The organism is Bradyrhizobium sp. LB11.1 (assembly GCF_040549385.1).
Taxonomy (GTDB): Bacteria; Pseudomonadota; Alphaproteobacteria; order Rhizobiales; family Xanthobacteraceae; genus Bradyrhizobium.
The window spans coordinates 124199-142763 of sequence record NZ_JBEPTH010000005.1 but is presented as its reverse complement, the minus strand read 5'-3'; the positions used below and the strand labels follow the sequence as shown (position 1 = coordinate 142763).

The following is an 18565-nucleotide window of genomic DNA, read 5'->3' as shown; positions in this document are numbered from 1 at the left end:
GCTCAGGCCCGCGCCATGCGGCGTTTGATGCGCAGCATCGCAAGTGCTGCGCGCGCGGCATCGCCGCCCTTGTCGAGCTCGCTGGCGCGCGCCCGCGCCCAGGCCTGGTCCTCATTGTTGACGGTAAGGATGCCGTTGCCGAGCGGCAGCTTTCGCGCCACCGCAAGGTCCATCAGCGCGCGCGAGGATTCCTGCGAGACGATCTCGAAATGGATGGTATCGCCGCGGATCACGCAGCCGAGCGCAATCACCGCGTCGTAGGGCTTGCCGTTCGCTGCAGCCGCGTCGACCGCGATGGCGACCGCCGCCGGGATCTCCAGCGCGCCGGGAACTGTGATGACGTCATGCGTCAGCCCGGCCGCCTTCAGCTCGGCGACCGCGCCGTCCAGAAGCGCGTCCTGGAGATCGTCATAGAACCGCGCCTCGACAATCAGCGCACGCGCGCCGGAAATGTCGGTCTGGTCCTTCAGGGGTGCGCGCCGCGCGTCTGCCATCGTCTCAATCCGTTTAGTTAAGTCGTCTCATGGTTGGTCTCTTGGGTCGGCGCGTTATGTAGTCGCCGCAAGCGGATAAGCCAAGTTTTAAACCGTCATCTCCGTCAGCCGCGCTGCATAGCGAGCCATCAAATCGACCTCGATATTAACCTCGCTCCCGGCCTTCCAGCCCCCGATCGTCGTGACATCCAGCGTATGCGGGATGATCAGCACCGAAAAGGTCACGTCCTTGACCGTATTGACCGTCAACGAGACACCGTCGAGCGTGATCGAGCCTTTGGTGGCGATGAAGCGGGCCAGCTCCCGCGTTGTCGAGAGCTCGAACCGTGCCATGTCGGGCAGGTCCTCGCGGCTGACGATGGTCGCGATCCCGTCTGCGTGGCCGGCGACGATATGGCCGCCGAGCTCGTCGCCGATCTTGAGCGCGCGCTCGAGATTCAACCGCGTGCCTTCTTTCCAGTGCTTCGCGGTTGTCAGCGCCAGCGTCTCGGCGGCGGCATCGACATCGAACCAGGTCCTTTGAGCAGAGTTTTTGCCGCCCGCGACGCCGGAGGCGACCACGGTGAGGCAGACGCCGTTGCAGGCAATCGAGGCGCCGTCGGCAATGGTGGTCTGATCATAGCTGCAGGCGATGCGCAGCCGGTGCAACTGGCCCTGCGCCGTTGGCGTGAAGCCGACGATCTCGCCGATATCGGTGACAATGCCGGTGAACATGTTAAGCGCGCTCGTAGATGGTGAGAGTATCGTGATCAAATGTCTCGCTAGCATGAACCTTATAGGCCTGCGACTGCGTGATTTTCGACAGCGGCAATGCATCGAGCGCATCGACGCCGCCAGCGCCAACCTCTTCCGCGCCGCGGAACAGCCAGATCTCGTCGACAAGGTCGGCGGACACGAACGATGCCGCAACGCGGCTCCCGCCCTCGACCATCAAGCGTGTGATGCCCTTCTCGGCCAGCGCATGCAGCACGGCCGGAAGGTCGAGCCCGGATGCATTGCCAAGCGCCATTCGCATGATCTGCGTGCCGGAAGCGCCAAGGCGGGTCGCGGCCGCAGCCTCTGCAAGCTCAGAGCCGATCACCCAGACCGGCGTCTCGCGCGCGGAACGCACGAGCTGGCTCGAGGCGGGAATGCGCAGGCTCTGGTCGAGCACCACGCGTACCGGCGAGCGCGCCGCCATGCCCGGCAGGCGGCAATTGAGCTGCGGATCGTCTGCCAGCACCGTGCCGATGCCGACGAGGATGGCATCGCTCGAGGCGCGGAGCAGATGCACGCGGTTGCGTACCGGCTCGCCCGTAATCGCGAGCGGCTTGCCGCCGGCAGCGCCAATCTTGCCGTCGGGCGAGACCGCGAGCTTCAGGATCACGTGCGGGCGCTTGTCGCGGATGCGGCGGAAATGGCCGGCATGATCGAACGCGGCCTCCGCCGCGCACAGGCCGACATCCACCGTGATGCCGGCAGCGCGCAGGCGCGCATGGCCCTGGCCTGCGACGTCCGGATTGGGATCCTCGATCGCCGCCACCACCCGCTTGATGCCGGCGGCGATCACCGCATCGGCGCAAGGCGGCGACTTGCCGAAATGCGAGCATGGCTCAAGCGTGACGTAGAGCGTAGCACCGCGCGCCGCCTCGCCGGCCCGGCGCAACGCTTCGGGCTCGCCATGCGGCCGTCCGCCAGGCTGCGTCCAGCCGCGGCCGACGATGACACCGTCCTTGACGATGACAGCGCCCACGGCCGGATTGGGCCAGGTACGCCCCTGTCCGCGCCGACCCAACGCCAGCGCCAGCTGCATGAAGCGGCGATCGGCGTCTTTGGTCTCGCGGATTTTCTGGGCGAACTGATCTTCCAGGATGCGGAAGATCATTTGCGGATCGCGGCGAGCCGCGCTTCCTCCTCACCGGAGAGCTCGCCGAGCACGTCGGCGAAATCCTTGGCCTCGCGGAAATTCCGGTAGACCGAGGCGAAGCGTACATAGGCGACGTCATCGAGCGTGCGCAGATGCTCCATCACGGTCTCGCCGATCACCTCGGACGAGATCTCGGCCTCGCCCCCGGTCTCGAGCTCGCGCACGATGGTGGAGACCATCTTCTCCACCCGCTCCGGCTCAACCTGCCGCTTGCGCAAGGAGATCGACACCGATCGCATCAGCTTGTCGCGGTCGAACGGCATGCGGCGGCCGTTGCGCTTGATCACCGTGAGTTCGCGCAGCTGCACGCGCTCGAAGGTGGTGAAGCGGAATTCGCAGGCGACGCATACGCGACGCCTGCGGATGACGGAAGAATCCTCGGTCGGACGCGAGTCCTTCACCTGCGTATCGAGACTGTTGCAGTTCGGGCAGCGCATCCGTTTACCTTGACCGGTTTACTTGGACCTTACTGATAGATCGGGAACCGGTCGGTGAGCGCCTTGACCCGTTCCTTGATCGCGGCTTCGACCAGCGGCGCCTTGCCGTCGTCGGACTGCGCAATCGCGTTGAGGACCTCGGCGATCATGCCGCCGACCTGCTGAAACTCGGCGACGCCGAAGCCGCGGGTCGTCGCCGCAGGCGTGCCGAGACGCAGGCCCGAGGTGACGAACGGTTTTTCGGGGTCGAACGGAATGCCGTTCTTGTTGCAGGTGATGGCGGCGCGGACCAGCGCCTTCTCGGAGACGTTGCCCTTCAGACCCTTCGGCCTGAGGTCAACGAGCATCAGATGGTTATCGGTGCCGCCGGAGACAATATCGAAGCCATGGCTCTTCAGTGTCTCGGCCAGCGCCTTGGCGTTCTCGACGACGTTCTTCGCATAGACCTTGAAGTCGGGACGTAGCGCCTCGCCGAAGGCCACAGCCTTCGCCGCGATCACATGCATCAGCGGGCCGCCCTGGAGACCCGGGAAGATCGCCGAGTTGAGCTTCTTGGCCAGCGCCTCGTCGTTGCTCAGGATCAGGCCGCCGCGCGGGCCGCGCAGCGACTTGTGCGTTGTGGTGGTGGTGACGTGGGCATGCGGCACGGGCGAAGCATGCACGCCGCCGGCAACGAGGCCCGCGAAGTGCGCCATGTCGACCAGCAGATACGCGCCGACCGAGTCCGCGATCTCGCGGAAGCGCTTGAAATCCCAGGCGCGCGAATAGGCCGAGCCGCCGGCGACGATCAGCTTCGGCTTGACCTCTTCGGCCTGCTTGGCGACCGCGTCCATATCGATGAGCTGGTCCTCGCGGCGCACGGTGTAGTGCGCGGCCTTGAACCACTTGCCGCTCATGTTGACGGGCGAGCCGTGGGTGAGATGGCCGCCCGCCGCGAGATCGAGACCCATGAAGGTGTCACCGGGCTGGAGCAGCGCCAAAAACACCGCCTGGTTCATCTGGCTGCCGGAGTTCGGCTGCACGTTGGCGAAGTTGGCACCGAACAGCTTCTTGGCGCGATCGATCGCGAGGTTCTCGGCGATGTCGACCCACTCACAACCGCCGTAGTAGCGCGCGCCCGGATAACCCTCTGCGTATTTGTTGGTCATCACCGAGCCCTGCGCTTCCAGCACGGCGCGGCTGACGATGTTCTCGGAGGCGATCAGCTCGACTTCATGGCGCTGCCGGCCGAGTTCGCCCTTGATGGCGGCGGCGATTTCCGGGTCGGCCTGCTCGAGCGAGGCGGTGAAAAACGAATCGGGCGCGGAGGCGGTTTTGGCGAAGGTCATCTTGCGAATATCTCCACCGCCGCAGCCTTTTGGCGGGCTACGGGCGGGTCTGGTGTGGTGATCGGAAGCGGCGAGCGCGATCTACCACATCGCCCGCCCCCGGCCAAGGGTTTGCGGGTCGGGCGTGATATTTATGCAAGATATGGTGGGCACTGAAGGATTTCGGCGCCCGGATGGCTCGCTGGAACCGCCCCGATCCGATCATCCCAGAAGGGCCCGCTTCGGACCCTAATGACGCCCCAGGGCCGGCCGGATCCCCCTCTACAGCCCAGTATACCCCGCCTTCACCGGGTCCACGCTGCCGTCGAGCTGGCGCAGATAGGTCAAGCCGCAGACTGTCAACCTGTGGGTGTCTTTCTCGCCGGCTTCCATCAACGTATTGAGGTAGTTCGTCACCTTCAGACGCGCCTCTGCACTCGCCGCGGACGTGCGGTTGGCGAGCAGGTCATAGGTCTGCATGATGCGGTCAATGGCGGCTTCCATAGCACCCTCTGTTTCTCTGGGATTTTGGGAGGCTTGATCAAGCGGCTCGGGCACCGGAGTGCGCCTCGAACCTGACGATGGCCTTGTTGGCCAGTCTGATCTTGTTGAGTTCACCGTGCTGGAGCAGCTTGATGATGATCTCGAGCAGGTGCTCATTGGTGACGAGCGTATCGGGAATCGCGCCGGAGCGACGGAGGTAATTCGCGGCGATCGCATAGGCATCGCTCACGAGCTCGACGTTCATTGCCTGCAACCCGCGTTCGACCAGCATCGTATCCTCCGATCCGGAGAGACAACTGCGGTGCGGGGAACTGGTTCCGCCTTGCCGGCACTTTTTTTCGCAAGCGCGAGATGACGACAAAACGCACCGGTCCGGGCAGAAGCCGGGCCGGCGCGCTTGGGGAAGTCTAGGCACGTTCGGGACGGCTTGCCGGTCTTGTTGCGGGCCGGCTTGGCCAAATCCCTTCGAAAGCTCAGAGCCGATACAGGATCTGGTCGGTCCAGAACCGCTCGAGGCGGTGCAGCGACTTGTTGAGGGTCGAGAACTCCTCGCCCGAGATGCCGCCGACCTGTTCCACCGTCTTGACGTGCTTCTGGTAGAGCGAGTCGACGATGCGACGGACTTCCTGTCCCTGCGGCGTCAGGCGGATGCGCACCGAGCGGCGGTCAACGCGCGAGCGCTGATGATCGAGGAAGCCGAGCTCGACGAGCTTCTTCAGATTGTAGGAGACGTTGGAGCCGAGATAGTAGCCGCGCGTGCGCAGTTCGCCCGCGGTCAGCTCCTTGTCGCCGATGTTATAGAGCAGGAGCGCCTGCACGGAATTGATGTCGGCGCGGCCACGACGATCGAACTCGTCCTTGATCACGTCGAGGAGACGGCGATGCAGCCGCTCCACCAGAGTCAAAGCTTCCAGATAGAGCGTCTGCACCGAACCCTGCGGGCCCGAAACGCGTTCCGCGGTATCTGCCGCAGTTGCGACGGCTTTCATCATGACACTTCCCCTGTTGTCGTTTTTATCGACACTCATTCGACGAAACTTGTGTCCCGTCTGATAGGTGCAACTTAAGGGGGGCGTTTGAAGATCGGCTTAAATAAGAGAATAAAGAGATCATGAATTTAAGACAGTGAATTGCGGATTAAGCCTGTCCCACAAGGGCTTTTCGCAACCCTCTGTTGACCGTCGCAAGGTCCTGTTCACCCTCCGTCCGCACCGATTGTCGCATTCCAGAACAGCCTCGCCCCGTTTCGAAACGCACGCGTAAGAGGTGTGGCGGATATCGCTAGGTCAACGAAAAGTTACCTCGAATTTTACGCAACGAGTGGTCAACCAAGCGCGCGTGAAACCTCTGGTGTCCCGGAGCTGAACAGACCGTAGGATGGGTGGAGCGAAGCGAAACCCATCATGCTCGCGCGGTTGCATCGATGGGTTTCGCTTCGCTCCACCCATCCTACAAGATGCCTGCGCGCGATCCCTATGGCGGCCGTTCGCGCGCGGCCATCCAGGCCAGCGCGAGATACGCAGCGAGCATGAAGGCCTCGACGCCGACCACGACCAGGCTGCCGCCGTAGATTCCCGGGAACATCAGCTCGATCACCGCCATCGAGACCACGGTCGTGAGCCACACCACCGCGCCCCAGGGCGTGGCGAGCCAGAGGCCGACGGCGGCCACGAGTTCGATGACGGCGAAGTAGATGGTTGAGGCCTGCCAGGCCATCGACTGGTTCTCGAATGCCTCGTCCTCGCCGCCGACGAAGCCCGTCACCTGCGCCCAGTGATAGAGACCCTTGAGGATCGACAGCAACGCCATCACCCGCAGGAACAGCACCAGCCGGCGCGTCCAGACATTGTCGTCGGACTCGGGGCGCTCCGACGAGATCGCCGCCACCGACATCGCATTGTCTCGGGCGTTGTCTCTGACGGCGTCCCTGGCATTGGCACTATCGCGGGTGGAGATCTCGGACATGGCCCCCTTCTGGCTGTTTCGTCCAGCAAAATCAATCGGCAGCGCAAGTCGGTTCACTCAAGCCGGTTCAATTCTGCCTTGGGGCAGGTCAAGCCGCGGTGACGGGAACCATGCGAGCTGGTATAAGAATAATTCCAGACGGAGGAAGAGTGATGGCGATCAAATACGGACGTCCGATCGAACTGCGCGAGGTTGCGCGCGGGACGGGTGCAGCCGTGCCCCATGCCCTCGACCTGACCGTCCGCCCGCGCCGCAACCGCAAGGCCGAATGGGCCCGGCGCATGGTGCGCGAGAACGTCCTCACCACCGACGATCTGATCTGGCCACTGTTTTTGATCGACGGCAACAACAAGCGCGAGCAGATCGCCTCGATGCCCGGCGTCGAGCGTCTCAGCGTCGACCAGGCCGTGCGCGAAGCCGAGCGCGCCATGAAGCTGACGATCCCTTGCCTTGCGTTGTTTCCCTATACTGATCCCTCCTTGCGCGACGAGGAAGGCACGGAAGCGACCAACCCGAACAATCTGGTCTGCCAGGCGGTGCGCGCCATCAAGAAGGAGTTTCCTGAAATAGGCATCCTCTGCGACGTCGCGCTCGATCCCTTCACCAGCCACGGCCATGATGGCCTGATCGTCGACGGCAAGATCCTGAACGACGAGACGGTCGCGGTGTTGGTGCGTCAGGCGCTGGTGCAGGCCGAAGCCGGCTGCGACATCATCGCGCCCTCCGACATGATGGACGGCCGCGTCGCCGCGATCCGCGAGGGCCTGGACCGCAGCGGTCTGCTCGACGTGCAGATAATGGCCTATGCGGCCAAGTATGCCTCGGCCTTCTACGGCCCGTTCCGCGACGCCATCGGCTCGGCCAAGACGCTGACCGGCGACAAGCGCACATACCAGATGGACAGCGCCAACACCGACGAGGCGCTGCGCGAGGTCGAGCTCGACATCTCCGAAGGCGCCGACATGGTGATGGTGAAACCCGGCATGCCCTATCTCGACGTGGTCCGCCGCGTGAAGGACACGTTTGCGATGCCGACCTTCGCCTACCAGGTCTCCGGCGAATACGCGATGATCGCAGCCGCCGCCAACAACGGCTGGCTCGACGGCGACCGCGCGATGATGGAGAGCCTGCTCGCATTCAAGCGCGCCGGCGCCGACGGCGTGCTCAGCTATTTCGCGCCGAAGGCGGCGGAGAAGCTGCGCGCCCACGAGTGAGCTGTCGTAGGATGGCCAAAGCGTAGCGTGCCCACAAAGCGTAGCGTGCCCACTTTTTGGTAGCGATGGCGACAAATCGTGGGCACGGCGCAAACGCGCCTTTGCCCATCCTAGCGCGGTTGCGCCAGCGGCTACCCCGCCCCCGAATTGCCGGAATATTTCGGCTTGTTAACCCCTGAGCACCCTTGGCAGGGGAAGAGCCTGTTCCCATGTCCTGCCACGGGAGTTTTCCCTGGGAGGACGGACGATGTCGTATGACTCGGGTAGTTCAGGCGCCTGGCGCAGTGATGGCGCGGCTCACGCCTACGATCCGTATCTGCATCCGGAACTGTTCCGCGGTGTCGCGACGCGGCGGGTGCTCGCGTTCCTGATCGACATGGTCGTGATCTCCGTGCCCGTCATCCTCGGCTACATCTTCATCGCCGTGTTCGGCGTGGTGACGCTCGGGATCGGCTGGGCGCTGTTCTGGCTGGCCTGGCCGGCCTCCGTGGTCTGGGCCATCGTCTATTACGGCGCCTGCATCGGCGGTCCCTCGTCGGCGACGATCGGGATGCGGATCATGGATCTGGAGCTGCGCACCTGGTACGGCGCGCCCGGTTATTTCGTACTCGGCGCCACCCATGCCGTGCTGTTCTGGGTGACGGTGTCGTTCCTGTCGCCCTTCGTGGTGCTGGTCGGCCTGTTCAATAGCCGCCGGCGCCTGTTGCAGGATTTCGTGCTGGGAACGGTCGTGATCAACAATTCCGTTCGTGCGCCTGTGCCCCAGACGGCAAGGACCTACTAACCAGGACCCGCTAGACTGAGTGATCTGACCTGCCGAGCGGACCGATTGACCGGGGGCTTTCGTAGCGCGATGCTGATACTCACTTCGGAGGCCCACGACGTCCCTTGACCCAGCACTCGCGCGACACCCCACAATTTTACCTCACGGCGCCGTCCCCCTGCCCGTATCTGCCGGGGCGGCATGAGCGCAAGGTGTTCACGCACCTCGTGGGTGAGCGCGCCGGCGACCTCAACGACCTCCTGACCCATGGCGGGTTCCGCCGTAGCCAGTCGATCGCCTATCGGCCGGCCTGCGACCAGTGCCGGGCCTGCGTCTCGGTCCGGGTGGTCGCCAACGAGTTCCGCCCGTCCCGCAACTTCCGCAAGGTGATGGCGCGCAACGCCGACATCGTCGGCGAGCAGCGCAGCGCGGTGCCGACCTCCGAGCAATATTCGGTGTTCCGTGCCTATCTCGACTCCCGCCACCGCCATGGCGGCATGGCCGACATGACCGTGCTCGACTACGCCATGATGGTCGAGGACAGCCATGTCGAGACCCGCATCATCGAATACCGCAAGCGCGGTCCCGACAGCGGCATCACCGGCCGCGGCGAGGAGTTGATCGCGGTGGCGCTCACCGACGTGCTCAGCGACGGCCTGTCGATGGTCTATTCGTTCTTCGAGCCCGGCCAGGTCAGCCGCTCGATGGGCACCTTCATGATCCTCGACCACATCGCGCGCGCGCGCCGGCAGGGCCTGCCCTACGTCTATCTCGGTTACTGGATCGAAGGCTCGAAGAAGATGGACTACAAGGCCCGCTTCCTGCCGCAACAGCGCCTCGCGCCGTCAGGCTGGCTGCGCATCGACGCGCAGGGTGACGCGGCGTCCGAGCCGCAGGATTAGCGCGCTCACCCGAACAGCGTATCCACCAGCAGCTTTACATTCAAAACCACGATCACCCCCGCCACGATCCACGCGATCGCGGCGACATACGGCGAAATCGCGAACTGGCCCATCTTGCGGCGGTCGGAGACGAATCGCACCAGCGGGATGACGGCGAAGGGCAGCTGCATCGACAGCACGACCTGGCTGAACACCAGCAGATCCGCGGTGCCGCGCTCGCCGTAAATCGCGGTGACGACGATCACCGGAATGATGGCGATGCCGCGCGTCAGCAGGCGGCGCGCCCAACTCGGCAGGCGCAGGTCGAGAAAGCCTTCCATCACGATCTGGCCGGCCAACGTGGCCGTGACGGTTGAATTGAGGCCCGAGGCCAGCAGCGCCACCGCAAACAGCGTTGACGCAATGCCAAGCCCGAGCAACGGCGAGAGCAACTCAAACGCCTGGCCGATCTCGGCAACGTCCGAATGGCCGCTCTTATGGAATGTCGCGGCCGCTACGACGAGGATCGCGGCGTTGATGAACAACGCCAGCATCAGCGCGATGGTCGAGTCCGTCGTCGCCCATTTGATCGCTTCGCGACGGCCCTCGGCGTCGCGCGCATAGGCGCGCGTCTGCACGATCGACGAATGCAGATAGAGATTATGCGGCATCACGGTCGCACCGATGATGCCAATCGCGATGTAGAGCATTTCAGGGTTGGTGAAGATCTCGGACTTCGGCACAAATCCCTGCAGCATCTCGGCAACCGGCGGCGCTGCCGCGGCAAGCTGGACCGTGAAGCAAACTGCGATCACGACCAGCAGCGCGATGACGAAGGCCTCCAGGAAACGGAAGCCGCGATTCATCAGGATGAGGAGCAGGAACGCATCCAGCGCTGCGATCAGCGCGCCGCCGACCAGGGGGATGCCGAACAGAAGTTTCAGAGCGATCGCGGTGCCGATGACCTCGGCCAGATCGCAGGCGATGATCGCCGCCTCGCAGGCCAACCAGAGCAACAAGTTCACCGCGGGTGAATAGGTCGCGCGGCAGGCCTGCGCGAGGTCGCGATCGGTGACGATGCCGAGCCGCGCCGCCAAGGACTGGAGCAGGATCGCCATCAAATTCGAGAGCAGGATGACCGAGAGCAGCGTGTAGCCGAACCTCGACCCGCCGGCGAGGTCGGTCGCCCAATTGCCAGGGTCCATGTAGCCGACCGAGACCATGTAGCCCGGGCCGACGAAAGCCAGCAGCCGCCGCCACCACGCCCCCGCCGTGGGAACGGCCACGGTGGCATTCACCTCAGCCAGGCTCTTGGTGATCGGCGCGTCGGTGCGCCAGCCGGCGGCGTCTTGGGTCAGGTCCTGGGTCAGGTCCTGGGTCAGATCGGGCGATCGGGCATCCATGGGGCGACAATACCGATGTCAGGCCTTATTGCAACTAATTTGCAACTGCATCTAGCCGCATCGGTTCCCGGTTGCCCGCCCGTTTTGCCCAGCGCTGTCGGGAAGCGGGTGGGTTTGGCCGCCCCCGAAAGCCGATATTGGCGCCAGCCCGACTTTGCAGGAAATGAGCCATGTCGAATCCGCCCCATCTCCCCGACACCTTCAACCGCCTCGCCTGGTCCAATCTCGCGGCGCAATCGGCCGAGCAGATCGCGCTGGCCGCGGCCCCCATTGTCGCGGTGCTGACGCTGGGTGTGGCGGAGGGGCAGACCGGCCTGCTCCAGACCGCCCTCACCCTGCCCTTCGTCCTGTTCGCAATTCCCGCCGGCCTGCTCGCCGACCGCATCTCCCGCCGCTCGCTGATGGCCAGCGCCGAGGCGCTGCGCGCGGTGGCGCTCGCGGCGATCGTGCTGCTGCTCGCGGTCGGCGAGCTAAATTTGCCGCTGCTGGCGCTGCTGGGCTTTACTGCTGTGTGCGGCACCGTGGTCTACAGCGTGGCCGCGCCGGCGCTGGTGCCCTCACTGGTTAGCGGGGAGCTGTTGCCGGCTGCGAATGCCCGGATCGAACTCGCGCGCACCATTGCCTTCGCCAGCGGCCCTGCGCTCGGCGGCGCGCTGGTCGGCTGGTGGGGCGCGAGCCCGGCCTTCGGCTTTGCTGCGGCGCTCTCGGCCATCGCCGTCGTGCTGCTCTCCGGCATCTACGAACCCGAGCGCGCGCCCGTCCCTCGCCGGCATCCGTTCCAGGACATCCGCGAGGGCGATGCCTTCGTGTTTCACCATCCGCTGCTGCGGCCGGTCTTCATCACCCAGTTCATTTTCAACACCGGCTGGTTCCTCCAGATCGCCGTGTTCGTGCCTTACGCCGTGCGCCATCTCGGACTGACCGCCGCCGGCGTCGGCATCGTGCTGACAATGTACGGCGTCGGCATGGTGATCGGCGCGCTGTTCGCCACGCGTGTGATGAAGCGCATCGCGTTCGGCACCGTGGTCGGCCTCGGCCCGGTCACCGGCTTCGTCGCCGCTGTCGTAATGGCGTTGACGGTGCTGGTGCCTTCACCCTGGCTGGCCGGCCTCAGCTTCTTCCTGCTCGGCGTCGGTCCGATCCTGTGGGTAATCTCGACCACGACCTTGCGCCAGTCCGTGACGCCGCCGCGCTTGCTCGGCCGCGTCTCCGCCATCAACATCATGAGTTACGGCGCCCGTCCGCTCGGCTCGGCGCTGGGCGCGATCGTCGGCGGCTTCTGGAGCGCGGAAGCGTGCCTCTATCTGGCGGCAACCGTGTTCGGCGCGCAGGCGCTGGTGATCTGGCTGTCACCGGCGGTGGCGCTGGATCGGCAGCCGGCCATGGTGGGGGACGAAGCGACGGCGCGGTGCTAAATTAGTTCGCCAGATACCGCTCGTAGCTCCCCGTCACCGGCTCGCTCGCGTCGACCTCGAGATCGAGCGTGTAGAGGTCCTGCGCGCGGCCGATGCCGCGCAGCGCGTAGCGGCCGGTGGAGACGAGGTAGCGGCGGCCGGCGGCATCCAGTCCCTTGTAGAATTCCGCTGACGCCAGCAGCTCGCGATCGACCGAGCGGCTCATCGAGGCGATGCGGCTGACTTCGTTGACAGTCGGGCCGACCACGGTGAAATCGAGCCGGTCCTCACTGCCGATATTGCCGTAAAGGACCTCACCGACGTGCAGGCCGATATAGGCTGATGTCGTCGGACGGCTCTCCGCCGCCCGGCGTGCATTCAGAGCCGCGACATTCTTGCGGAACAAATGCTCGGCGCGTAGCGCGGCGCGGCGGGCATCCGCCATGTCCGCAGCCGTGAACATCGCGAGCACGCCGTCCCCGATCAGCTTCAGCACGTCGCCGCCGGCATCGTGGATCGCGTCGATCACGGCCTGCGCATAGTCGTTGAGGAACGGGATGATTTCGTCCGGGCCGATGCTCTCGCTGATTCCGGTCGAGCCGCGCAAATCCGAATACCAGAGCACGGCATTGATGCGCTCGGTGACACCGCGCGAGATGCGCCCGCGCAGGACTTGCTCCGACGCATCGCGTCCGAGATAGACGCGTCCCAGCGTCCGAACGATATCGACCTGCTGCGCCGATTTGATCGCGAGGCCCAGCACCGGCACCAGATCGCGCAGCGCGGCGAGTTCAGCCTCGCTGAATCCTTCCTCTCGCCGTGTCGTCCAGTTCGAATAAAGACAATCCATCTGGCCGAGCGCGCCGGTCTCACCGAAACGGTGGACAAACGCGAGATAGTGGCGGTGCCCTTGTTCGATGAGATCGCCAAGCTGCGAGAAATCGAATGAACCGGAGCCTGTGAGATCGAGAAGCATTTCGTCGTGGCCGTGCTCGAGCATGTGGAAGAAGGTCGAGCGCCGCCAGTTCCGGGCCGCATCGCCCTCCGCGGTCGAACCATATTCGATGACGTCGCTCTCATTCGTCGGCACGTCGCTCCAGCGAAACCCGCGTCCTTCATAGATCGGATGCAGCGTATCGATCAGGACCAGTGCACGCGCCAGTTCCAGCCCTTCGGCGCGGCAGCGCTCGCAGAAGCCGCGAAGCAGCTCGTTTTCGGGAAGGCCGGTGAGGCCCTGACCGGTCAGCCAGTTCATCAGCGCAAGGCGCGAGGTCAATTGCATACGCTATTATGGCGTGCGTTCGCGATGAGCGAAAGGCCGAGCACAACCAAGGCTCCCTCCCGCAGCAGGTCGAATATGCCGCGGACGCTGTTGACGCGCGCGCGCCTAGGGCCGCAAATGCAAATGATGGGATCAACGATCACACATATGGCGACATGAGCCAGCGCCAGCTTCCAATCATCCTGGCGCTCGGCACGACGCAGACGTTGGCGTGGGCCTCCAGCTATTATTTGCCGGCCCTGCTCGCCGATCCGATGGCGCACGACCTGGGCATCTCAACGAACTGGATCTTTGGCGCGTTCTCGGCCTCGCTCGTGATCTCCGCGATGCTGGGGCCGCGCATCGGGCGGCAGATCGACCTCGTCGGCGGGCGGCAGGTGCTGTCGGCCTCCAACCTGATCATCGCCGCCGGCCTTGTCCTGCTTGGCTTCTCGCAATCGGTGGCCGTGATGGCGTTCGCCTGGCTCGTGCTCGGCATCGGCATGGCGATGGGGCTCTATGATGCCGCCTTCGCCGCGCTCGGCCGCATCTATGGGACCGAGGCGCGCAGGCCCATCACCGGCATCACGCTGATGGCGGGCTTTGCCTCGACTGTGGGCTGGCCCCTCACCGCTTGGGGACTTTCCCATATCGGTTGGCGCGACACCTGTTTTGCCTGGGCCGCCGCCAACATCCTGATCGGCCTGCCCCTCAATTTCTTCATGCTGCCGGCGATCAAGGGCGCGAAGCAGGCCGCGGCGACCACGGAGAAGCCGCACCTCCCGCTCGACCGCACCATGATCCTGCTCGCCTTCGTTTTTGCCGCGGTCTGGACCGTCACCGGCGCCATGGCCGTGCATTTCCCGCGTATCGTCGAGGCAACGGGCGCAACGCATGTCGAGGCGATCGCGGCCGGCGCATTGATAGGTCCGGCGCAGGTGATCGCGCGCATCCTCGAAGCGAGCGTTCTCTCCCGCTTCCATCCCCTGTGGTCGACGCGGCTCGCCTGTCTCACCCATCCTATCGGAGCTGCCGTCGTCGCTATCTTCGGCGCTCCTGCCGCAAGCGCCTTCGCGCTGCTGCACGGCTCCGGCAACGGCATCCTGACGATTGCCCGCGGAACGCTGCCGCTCTCAATCTTCGGCCCGAAAGATTTCGGTTATCGCCTCGGCGTCATCGGCGCGCCGGCGCGGATGGCGCAAGCCGTAGCGCCGCTGGCCTTCGGCCTGCTGATCGACGTCATGGGGACCAAGGTGCTGATGGTTTCGTCCGCGCTCAGCCTGTCCGCGCTGGCGGCGCTATTCCTGATCCGCGCAGAGCGGCGTTCGGATTGACCGGGCTACCGCTTTCGCGCACAAGCGCACCATGACCGAAGACAACCGCCCGCCCCGCACTTTCAAAGGCCTTCTGCGCTGGGCGGTCACGCCACCGCAGGCCTGGGGCGTCTATCTGCTGGCCATCATCCTGGTCTGGCTGCTCTCGTTCTATGCCGGCACGATGAAACCGAAAAAGACGCCGGAAGGCGGACCGCCGCCGGTGACCGCGCCGCGGAGCTAGGCCGCCTCGCCTCCCATCCCATCCCGGAGCCTTTGGGGGCGCCTAGCACATCCCTGCTGCCACTACTGTGGCAACAGGGCCGCCGGCGAAGCTAGTCATAAAACTCCGGCGACATCTTCTGGCTGTCGCGCTGAGCCTTGTCGTGGTTGATCCAGAGCTGCCCTTTCTCCTTGGTCAGCGTGTCGGCGATCTTCTGCATCGAGGCGACCGACTGGTCCTTGCTGACATTGTTGACGGGAACGCGCCGGTTCTCCCAATTACTCTTGAAGTGGGCGGCATCGCCGGAGAGCACGACCGCCCCGGTCTTCGGCAATTTCACCAGCAGCGACTGATGCCCCGGCGTGTGACCGGGCGTCGACAGGATGGTGATGCTGCCATCGCCGAAAACGTCCTTGTCGCCCGCGAGCAGCTCGACCGGATGCGAGGGCTTGAACCGCGGCTCGTTGTTGGCGCCCGGCCAGTCATATTCGGCCTTCTGCACGTAGAGAGTCGCCTGCGGGAACATCTCGACATTGCCGATGTGATCGGGATGCGTATGCGAGACGCCCATTGCCTTGACGTCGGCGGGTTTCACGCCGATCTGCTCGAGCTGAGCTGCAAGCGTCTTCGGACGTCGCCAGGTGACGGCCTTCGGATCGGCCGGCGCAAGCCCGTTCGGCATCGCGGCGACGGCATCGGGAATGCCGGTGTCCCACAGGAACCAGCCCTGGCTGTGCTTGATGAGATAGCAGGTGTCGACGAAATCCATCGACTTGCCTTCGTTCACCCCGGGCGACCAGCGTCCGATGTCGCCGGCAACGCCCTCCCCGCAATTGAGAATGTAGAGTTTCTCGACACCCGGCTTCTGCGCGAACGCAGCCTGGGCGGACAGCGCGAGTGCGGCAACGACGAGAGCGAGCGTGATCTTGCGTGTCATCCTTGATCCTTCCCTGCAGCGCTTTCTTGCTGCGACCGAGGGTCAACCCCGCCCCCGCCGCAGAATTCCGCTTCCACACGGCCAGTATAGGCCCGAGCCACATATCTTTCTGACGTTCAGTGCCGGCGAAACCTTCGATTGACAGGCCGGCGCGGTTTCGCTGTAATCAGCGCCATGGGGATCGAGCGATCTCCCCACGAGGCGACATGCCCAAGTATCGCGTCCCCCGATTTTTCGAGGACGCATCATGTCAAGTTTCACAACCATATCATCTGACAAATTGGCGCGCCTGATCGGCACGGCCAATGCCCCCGCCCTGATCGACGTGCGGACGGAGGAGGATTTTGCCGCCGACCGGCGGCTGATCCCCGGCTCCATCAAGCTAAGCCACGACAACGTTCCCGACTGGGGCGCCGCCTTTGCCGGCCGCACCGCCATCGTCTCCTGCCTGCGTGGCGCCAAGCTCGCGCAGGGAACGGCCGCCTGGCTCCGCCAGCTCGGCGTGGCGGCCGAGACGCTCGATGGCGGTTTTGAGGCGTGGAAGGAAGCGAAGCTGCCGCTGCTCGACACGCGCAAGCTGCCGCCGCGCGATGCCAAGGGACGCACTGTCTGGGTGACGCGCGCACGGCCCAAGGTCGACCGCATCGCCTGCCCCTGGCTGATCCGCCGCTTTGTCGATCCCAATGCGGTGTTTCTGTTTGTGGCGCCATCCGAAGTTGTCCCGGTCGGCGAGCGCTTCAACGCCGCGCCCTTCGACATCGAGAACGTGTTCTGGAGCCACCGTGGCGAGCTCTGCACCTTCGACGTCATGATCGAGGAGTTCGGCATCGCCACGCCGGCGCTGCTGCGGCTCGCGACACTGGTGCGCGGCGCCGACACCGCGCGGCCGGACCTTGCGCCGGAAGCGCCCGGCCTGCTGGCGGCGTCCCTCGGGCTGTCGCGGATGTACGATGACGACCTCGAACAGCTCGAAGCCGGCATGCTGCTCTACGACGCCTTCTATCGCTGGTGCCGCGACGCCACGGGCGAAACTCACAACTGGCCGACCAACAAGGTGAAGGCGTGATGGATACCCGCAGCCTTCAAACGGGAGCTGATGCCGGTCACGGCATCAGCTCCGGTGAAGCCTTTCGCGTCTGGCTCCGCGTCGCCTGCTTGAGCTTTGGCGGGCCCGCGGGCCAGATCGCGGTGATGCACCGCATCCTGGTCGAGGAGAAGAACTGGATCTCCGAGGGCCGTTTCCTGCATGCGCTGAACTACTGCATGCTGCTGCCGGGACCTGAGGCGCAGCAGCTCGCGACCTATGTCGGCTGGCTGATGCATCGCACTGCCGGCGGACTGATGGCGGGCGGGCTGTTTATCCTGCCCGGCATCATCGCCATCATGGGCCTGAGCTACGTCTATGCCGCCTACGGCAATGTCAGTTTCGTCGAGGCGCTGTTCTTCGGGCTGAAGGCTGCCGTGCTCGCGATCGTCATCGAGGCCGTCTTCCGCGTCGGCAAGCGGGCGCTGAAGAACCGCATCATGATCGCGCTCGCTGCGATCGCTTTCGTTGCGATCTTCTTCTTCGCCGTCCCCTTTCCGATCATCATCATCGCCGCCGGTTTGATCGGCTATGCCGGCGCGCGCGCCGGTCGACCGGAGTTCGCGCCTGCCGGTCACGGCCATGGGGGGAGCAGCGCCGTGATCGACAGCATGCTCGGCGAGACCGTGCCGGAGTATGTCCGCCCCAACACCGCGCGCGCGGTCCGGACCGCTGCGCTGTGGCTAACGCTTTGGCTGACGCCCGTGATCGTGCTGCTGCTAGTCCTCGGCCAGGCCAGCGTGTTCAGCCAGATCGCGCTGTTCTTCACCAAGATGGCGCTGGTCACGTTTGGTGGCGCCTATGCGGTGCTGGCCTATGTCGCCCAGCAGGCGGTCGAGCATTATCACTGGCTCAAGCCGCACGAGATGCTCGACGGCCTCGGCATGGCCGAAACCACGCCGGGCCCGCTGATCATGGTGCTCCAGTTCGTGGGCTTCATGGCCGCCTATCGCGACCCGAGCGGCCTGTCGCCGATGCTGGCGGCAATGCTCGGCGGCTTGCTCGCGACCTGGGTCACGTTCACGCCCTGCTTCCTCTGGATCTTCGTCGGCGGCCCCTATATCGAGCGGCTGCGCGGCAACACGGGGCTCGCCGGTGCATTGAGCGCGATCACCGCGGCCGTCGTCGGCGTGATCCTCAACCTCTCGATCTGGTTCGCGCTGCATACGTTGTTCCGCGAAACCGTGTCGGTGCATGCCTTCCCGCTGGATTTCGACAGGCCGGTGCTGACCAGCGTCGATGTGCCAGCGCTGGTATTGTCAATCGCGGCCGCCACCGCGATCTTCCGGTTCAAGCTCGGCATGCTGACGGTGCTCGCGGGCAGCTGTGCTGCCGGCGTGGCGTTGCGGATAGTGGGGGTGATCTGAGGTTTAAGTCCCGTCCCCGCTGGGTCGCCCGGCTTGACCGGGCGACCCAGTATTCCGAGACGGCAGTGAGATGCGGAGAGGCCGCCGTGTACTGGATGTCCCGCCTTCGTGG

20 protein-coding genes are annotated in these 18565 nt (G+C 64.9%); 8 read left to right on the top strand and 12 right to left on the bottom strand.

Features of this window, described 5'->3' with window-relative positions:
* Positions 1 to 2 precede the first annotated feature (2 nt).
* From ribH to ABIA96_RS14925, 9 genes are all read right to left on the bottom strand, one after another.
* Positions 3 to 494: a 6,7-dimethyl-8-ribityllumazine synthase gene (gene ribH / locus ABIA96_RS14965; protein ID WP_354137816.1), complete on the bottom strand. Its 492-nt coding sequence runs from the start codon at positions 492 to 494 to the stop codon at positions 3 to 5.
* An 87-nt stretch (positions 495 to 581) separates the two neighbouring features.
* On the bottom strand, positions 582 to 1208 hold the full coding sequence (locus tag ABIA96_RS14960) for a riboflavin synthase (protein WP_354137815.1): 627 nt from the start codon (positions 1206 to 1208) through the stop codon (positions 582 to 584).
* Between the two features lies 1 nt (position 1209).
* Complete coding sequence (gene ribD / locus ABIA96_RS14955) at positions 1210 to 2358, bottom strand: bifunctional diaminohydroxyphosphoribosylaminopyrimidine deaminase/5-amino-6-(5-phosphoribosylamino)uracil reductase RibD (protein WP_354137814.1); 1149 nt, start codon at positions 2356 to 2358, stop codon at positions 1210 to 1212.
* Positions 2355 to 2837 carry a transcriptional regulator NrdR gene (nrdR, locus tag ABIA96_RS14950; protein ID WP_354137813.1) on the bottom strand — a complete coding sequence of 161 codons (483 nt, stop codon included), beginning with the start codon at positions 2835 to 2837 and terminating at the stop codon, positions 2355 to 2357. The genes ribD and nrdR overlap by 4 nt, the downstream gene beginning before the upstream one ends.
* A gap of 29 nt (positions 2838 to 2866) precedes the next feature.
* Positions 2867 to 4165, bottom strand: coding sequence for a serine hydroxymethyltransferase (gene glyA, locus ABIA96_RS14945; protein ID WP_354137812.1), 1299 nt, complete (start codon positions 4163 to 4165; stop codon positions 2867 to 2869).
* 261 nt (positions 4166 to 4426) lie between these two features.
* Positions 4427 to 4648, bottom strand: a complete 222-nt coding sequence (locus tag ABIA96_RS14940) for a hypothetical protein (protein ID WP_354137811.1) — start codon at positions 4646 to 4648, stop codon at positions 4427 to 4429.
* Positions 4649 to 4685: 37 nt separating this feature from the next.
* Positions 4686 to 4919 (bottom strand): hypothetical protein, encoded by a 234-nt coding sequence (locus ABIA96_RS14935; protein ID WP_354137810.1) that lies wholly within the window; start codon positions 4917 to 4919, stop codon positions 4686 to 4688.
* 202 nt (positions 4920 to 5121) lie between these two features.
* The gene (gene ldtR, locus ABIA96_RS14930) at positions 5122 to 5640 is read right to left on the bottom strand and encodes a transcriptional regulator LdtR (RefSeq protein WP_354137809.1); all 519 of its coding nucleotides are present in this window, start codon (positions 5638 to 5640) and stop codon (positions 5122 to 5124) included.
* Positions 5641 to 6121: 481 nt separating this feature from the next.
* Positions 6122 to 6613, bottom strand: a complete 492-nt coding sequence (locus ABIA96_RS14925; protein ID WP_354137808.1) for a DUF6163 family protein — start codon at positions 6611 to 6613, stop codon at positions 6122 to 6124.
* Positions 6614 to 6765: 152 nt separating this feature from the next.
* Here ABIA96_RS14925 and hemB point away from each other — a divergent pair, with 152 nt between their 5' ends.
* The 3 genes from hemB (at position 6766) to ABIA96_RS14910 (ending at position 9492) form a co-directional block, all read left to right on the top strand.
* Positions 6766 to 7827 carry a porphobilinogen synthase gene (gene hemB / locus ABIA96_RS14920; RefSeq protein WP_354137807.1) on the top strand — a complete coding sequence of 354 codons (1062 nt, stop codon included), beginning with the start codon at positions 6766 to 6768 and terminating at the stop codon, positions 7825 to 7827.
* Between the two features lie 247 nt (positions 7828 to 8074).
* Positions 8075 to 8611 carry an RDD family protein gene (locus tag ABIA96_RS14915; protein WP_354137806.1) on the top strand — a complete coding sequence of 179 codons (537 nt, stop codon included), beginning with the start codon at positions 8075 to 8077 and terminating at the stop codon, positions 8609 to 8611.
* A 104-nt stretch (positions 8612 to 8715) separates the two neighbouring features.
* Complete coding sequence (locus tag ABIA96_RS14910) at positions 8716 to 9492, top strand: arginyltransferase (protein ID WP_354137805.1); 777 nt, start codon at positions 8716 to 8718, stop codon at positions 9490 to 9492.
* Positions 9493 to 9497: 5 nt separating this feature from the next.
* On the opposite strand, the gene ABIA96_RS14905 is transcribed toward ABIA96_RS14910, so the two are convergent.
* Positions 9498 to 10874 (bottom strand): Nramp family divalent metal transporter, encoded by a 1377-nt coding sequence (locus ABIA96_RS14905; protein WP_354137804.1) that lies wholly within the window; start codon positions 10872 to 10874, stop codon positions 9498 to 9500.
* A 170-nt stretch (positions 10875 to 11044) separates the two neighbouring features.
* On the opposite strand from ABIA96_RS14905, the gene ABIA96_RS14900 reads away from it, so the two are divergent.
* Positions 11045 to 12289, top strand: coding sequence for an MFS transporter (locus ABIA96_RS14900; RefSeq protein WP_354137803.1), 1245 nt, complete (start codon positions 11045 to 11047; stop codon positions 12287 to 12289).
* Position 12290: 1 nt separating this feature from the next.
* Here the strand turns inward: ABIA96_RS14900 and ABIA96_RS14895 are convergent, their stop codons facing one another.
* Complete coding sequence (locus ABIA96_RS14895) at positions 12291 to 13550, bottom strand: adenylate/guanylate cyclase domain-containing protein (RefSeq protein ID WP_354137802.1); 1260 nt, start codon at positions 13548 to 13550, stop codon at positions 12291 to 12293.
* Positions 13551 to 13705: 155 nt separating this feature from the next.
* On the opposite strand from ABIA96_RS14895, the gene ABIA96_RS14890 reads away from it, so the two are divergent.
* Together ABIA96_RS14890 and ABIA96_RS14885 are read left to right on the top strand one after the other, a co-directional pair.
* A complete protein-coding gene (locus ABIA96_RS14890; protein ID WP_354137801.1) occupies positions 13706 to 14863 on the top strand; it encodes an MFS transporter in 1158 nt (385 codons plus the stop codon).
* 31 nt (positions 14864 to 14894) lie between these two features.
* Entirely contained in the window at positions 14895 to 15086 is a 192-nt protein-coding gene (locus ABIA96_RS14885) for a hypothetical protein (protein WP_354137800.1), read from the top strand.
* 91 nt (positions 15087 to 15177) lie between these two features.
* Here the strand turns inward: ABIA96_RS14885 and ABIA96_RS14880 are convergent, their stop codons facing one another.
* Entirely contained in the window at positions 15178 to 16002 is an 825-nt protein-coding gene (locus ABIA96_RS14880; RefSeq protein ID WP_354137799.1) for an N-acyl homoserine lactonase family protein, read from the bottom strand.
* A 247-nt stretch (positions 16003 to 16249) separates the two neighbouring features.
* Between ABIA96_RS14880 and ABIA96_RS14875 the strand changes: the two genes are divergently transcribed.
* Both ABIA96_RS14875 and chrA read left to right on the top strand, forming a co-directional pair.
* The gene (locus ABIA96_RS14875) at positions 16250 to 17068 is read left to right on the top strand and encodes a chromate resistance protein ChrB domain-containing protein (protein ID WP_354137798.1); all 819 of its coding nucleotides are present in this window, start codon (positions 16250 to 16252) and stop codon (positions 17066 to 17068) included.
* Positions 17068 to 18453 (top strand): chromate efflux transporter, encoded by a 1386-nt coding sequence (gene chrA, locus ABIA96_RS14870; protein ID WP_354137797.1) that lies wholly within the window; start codon positions 17068 to 17070, stop codon positions 18451 to 18453. The genes ABIA96_RS14875 and chrA overlap by 1 nt, the downstream gene beginning before the upstream one ends.
* Positions 18454 to 18565 lie beyond the last annotated feature (112 nt).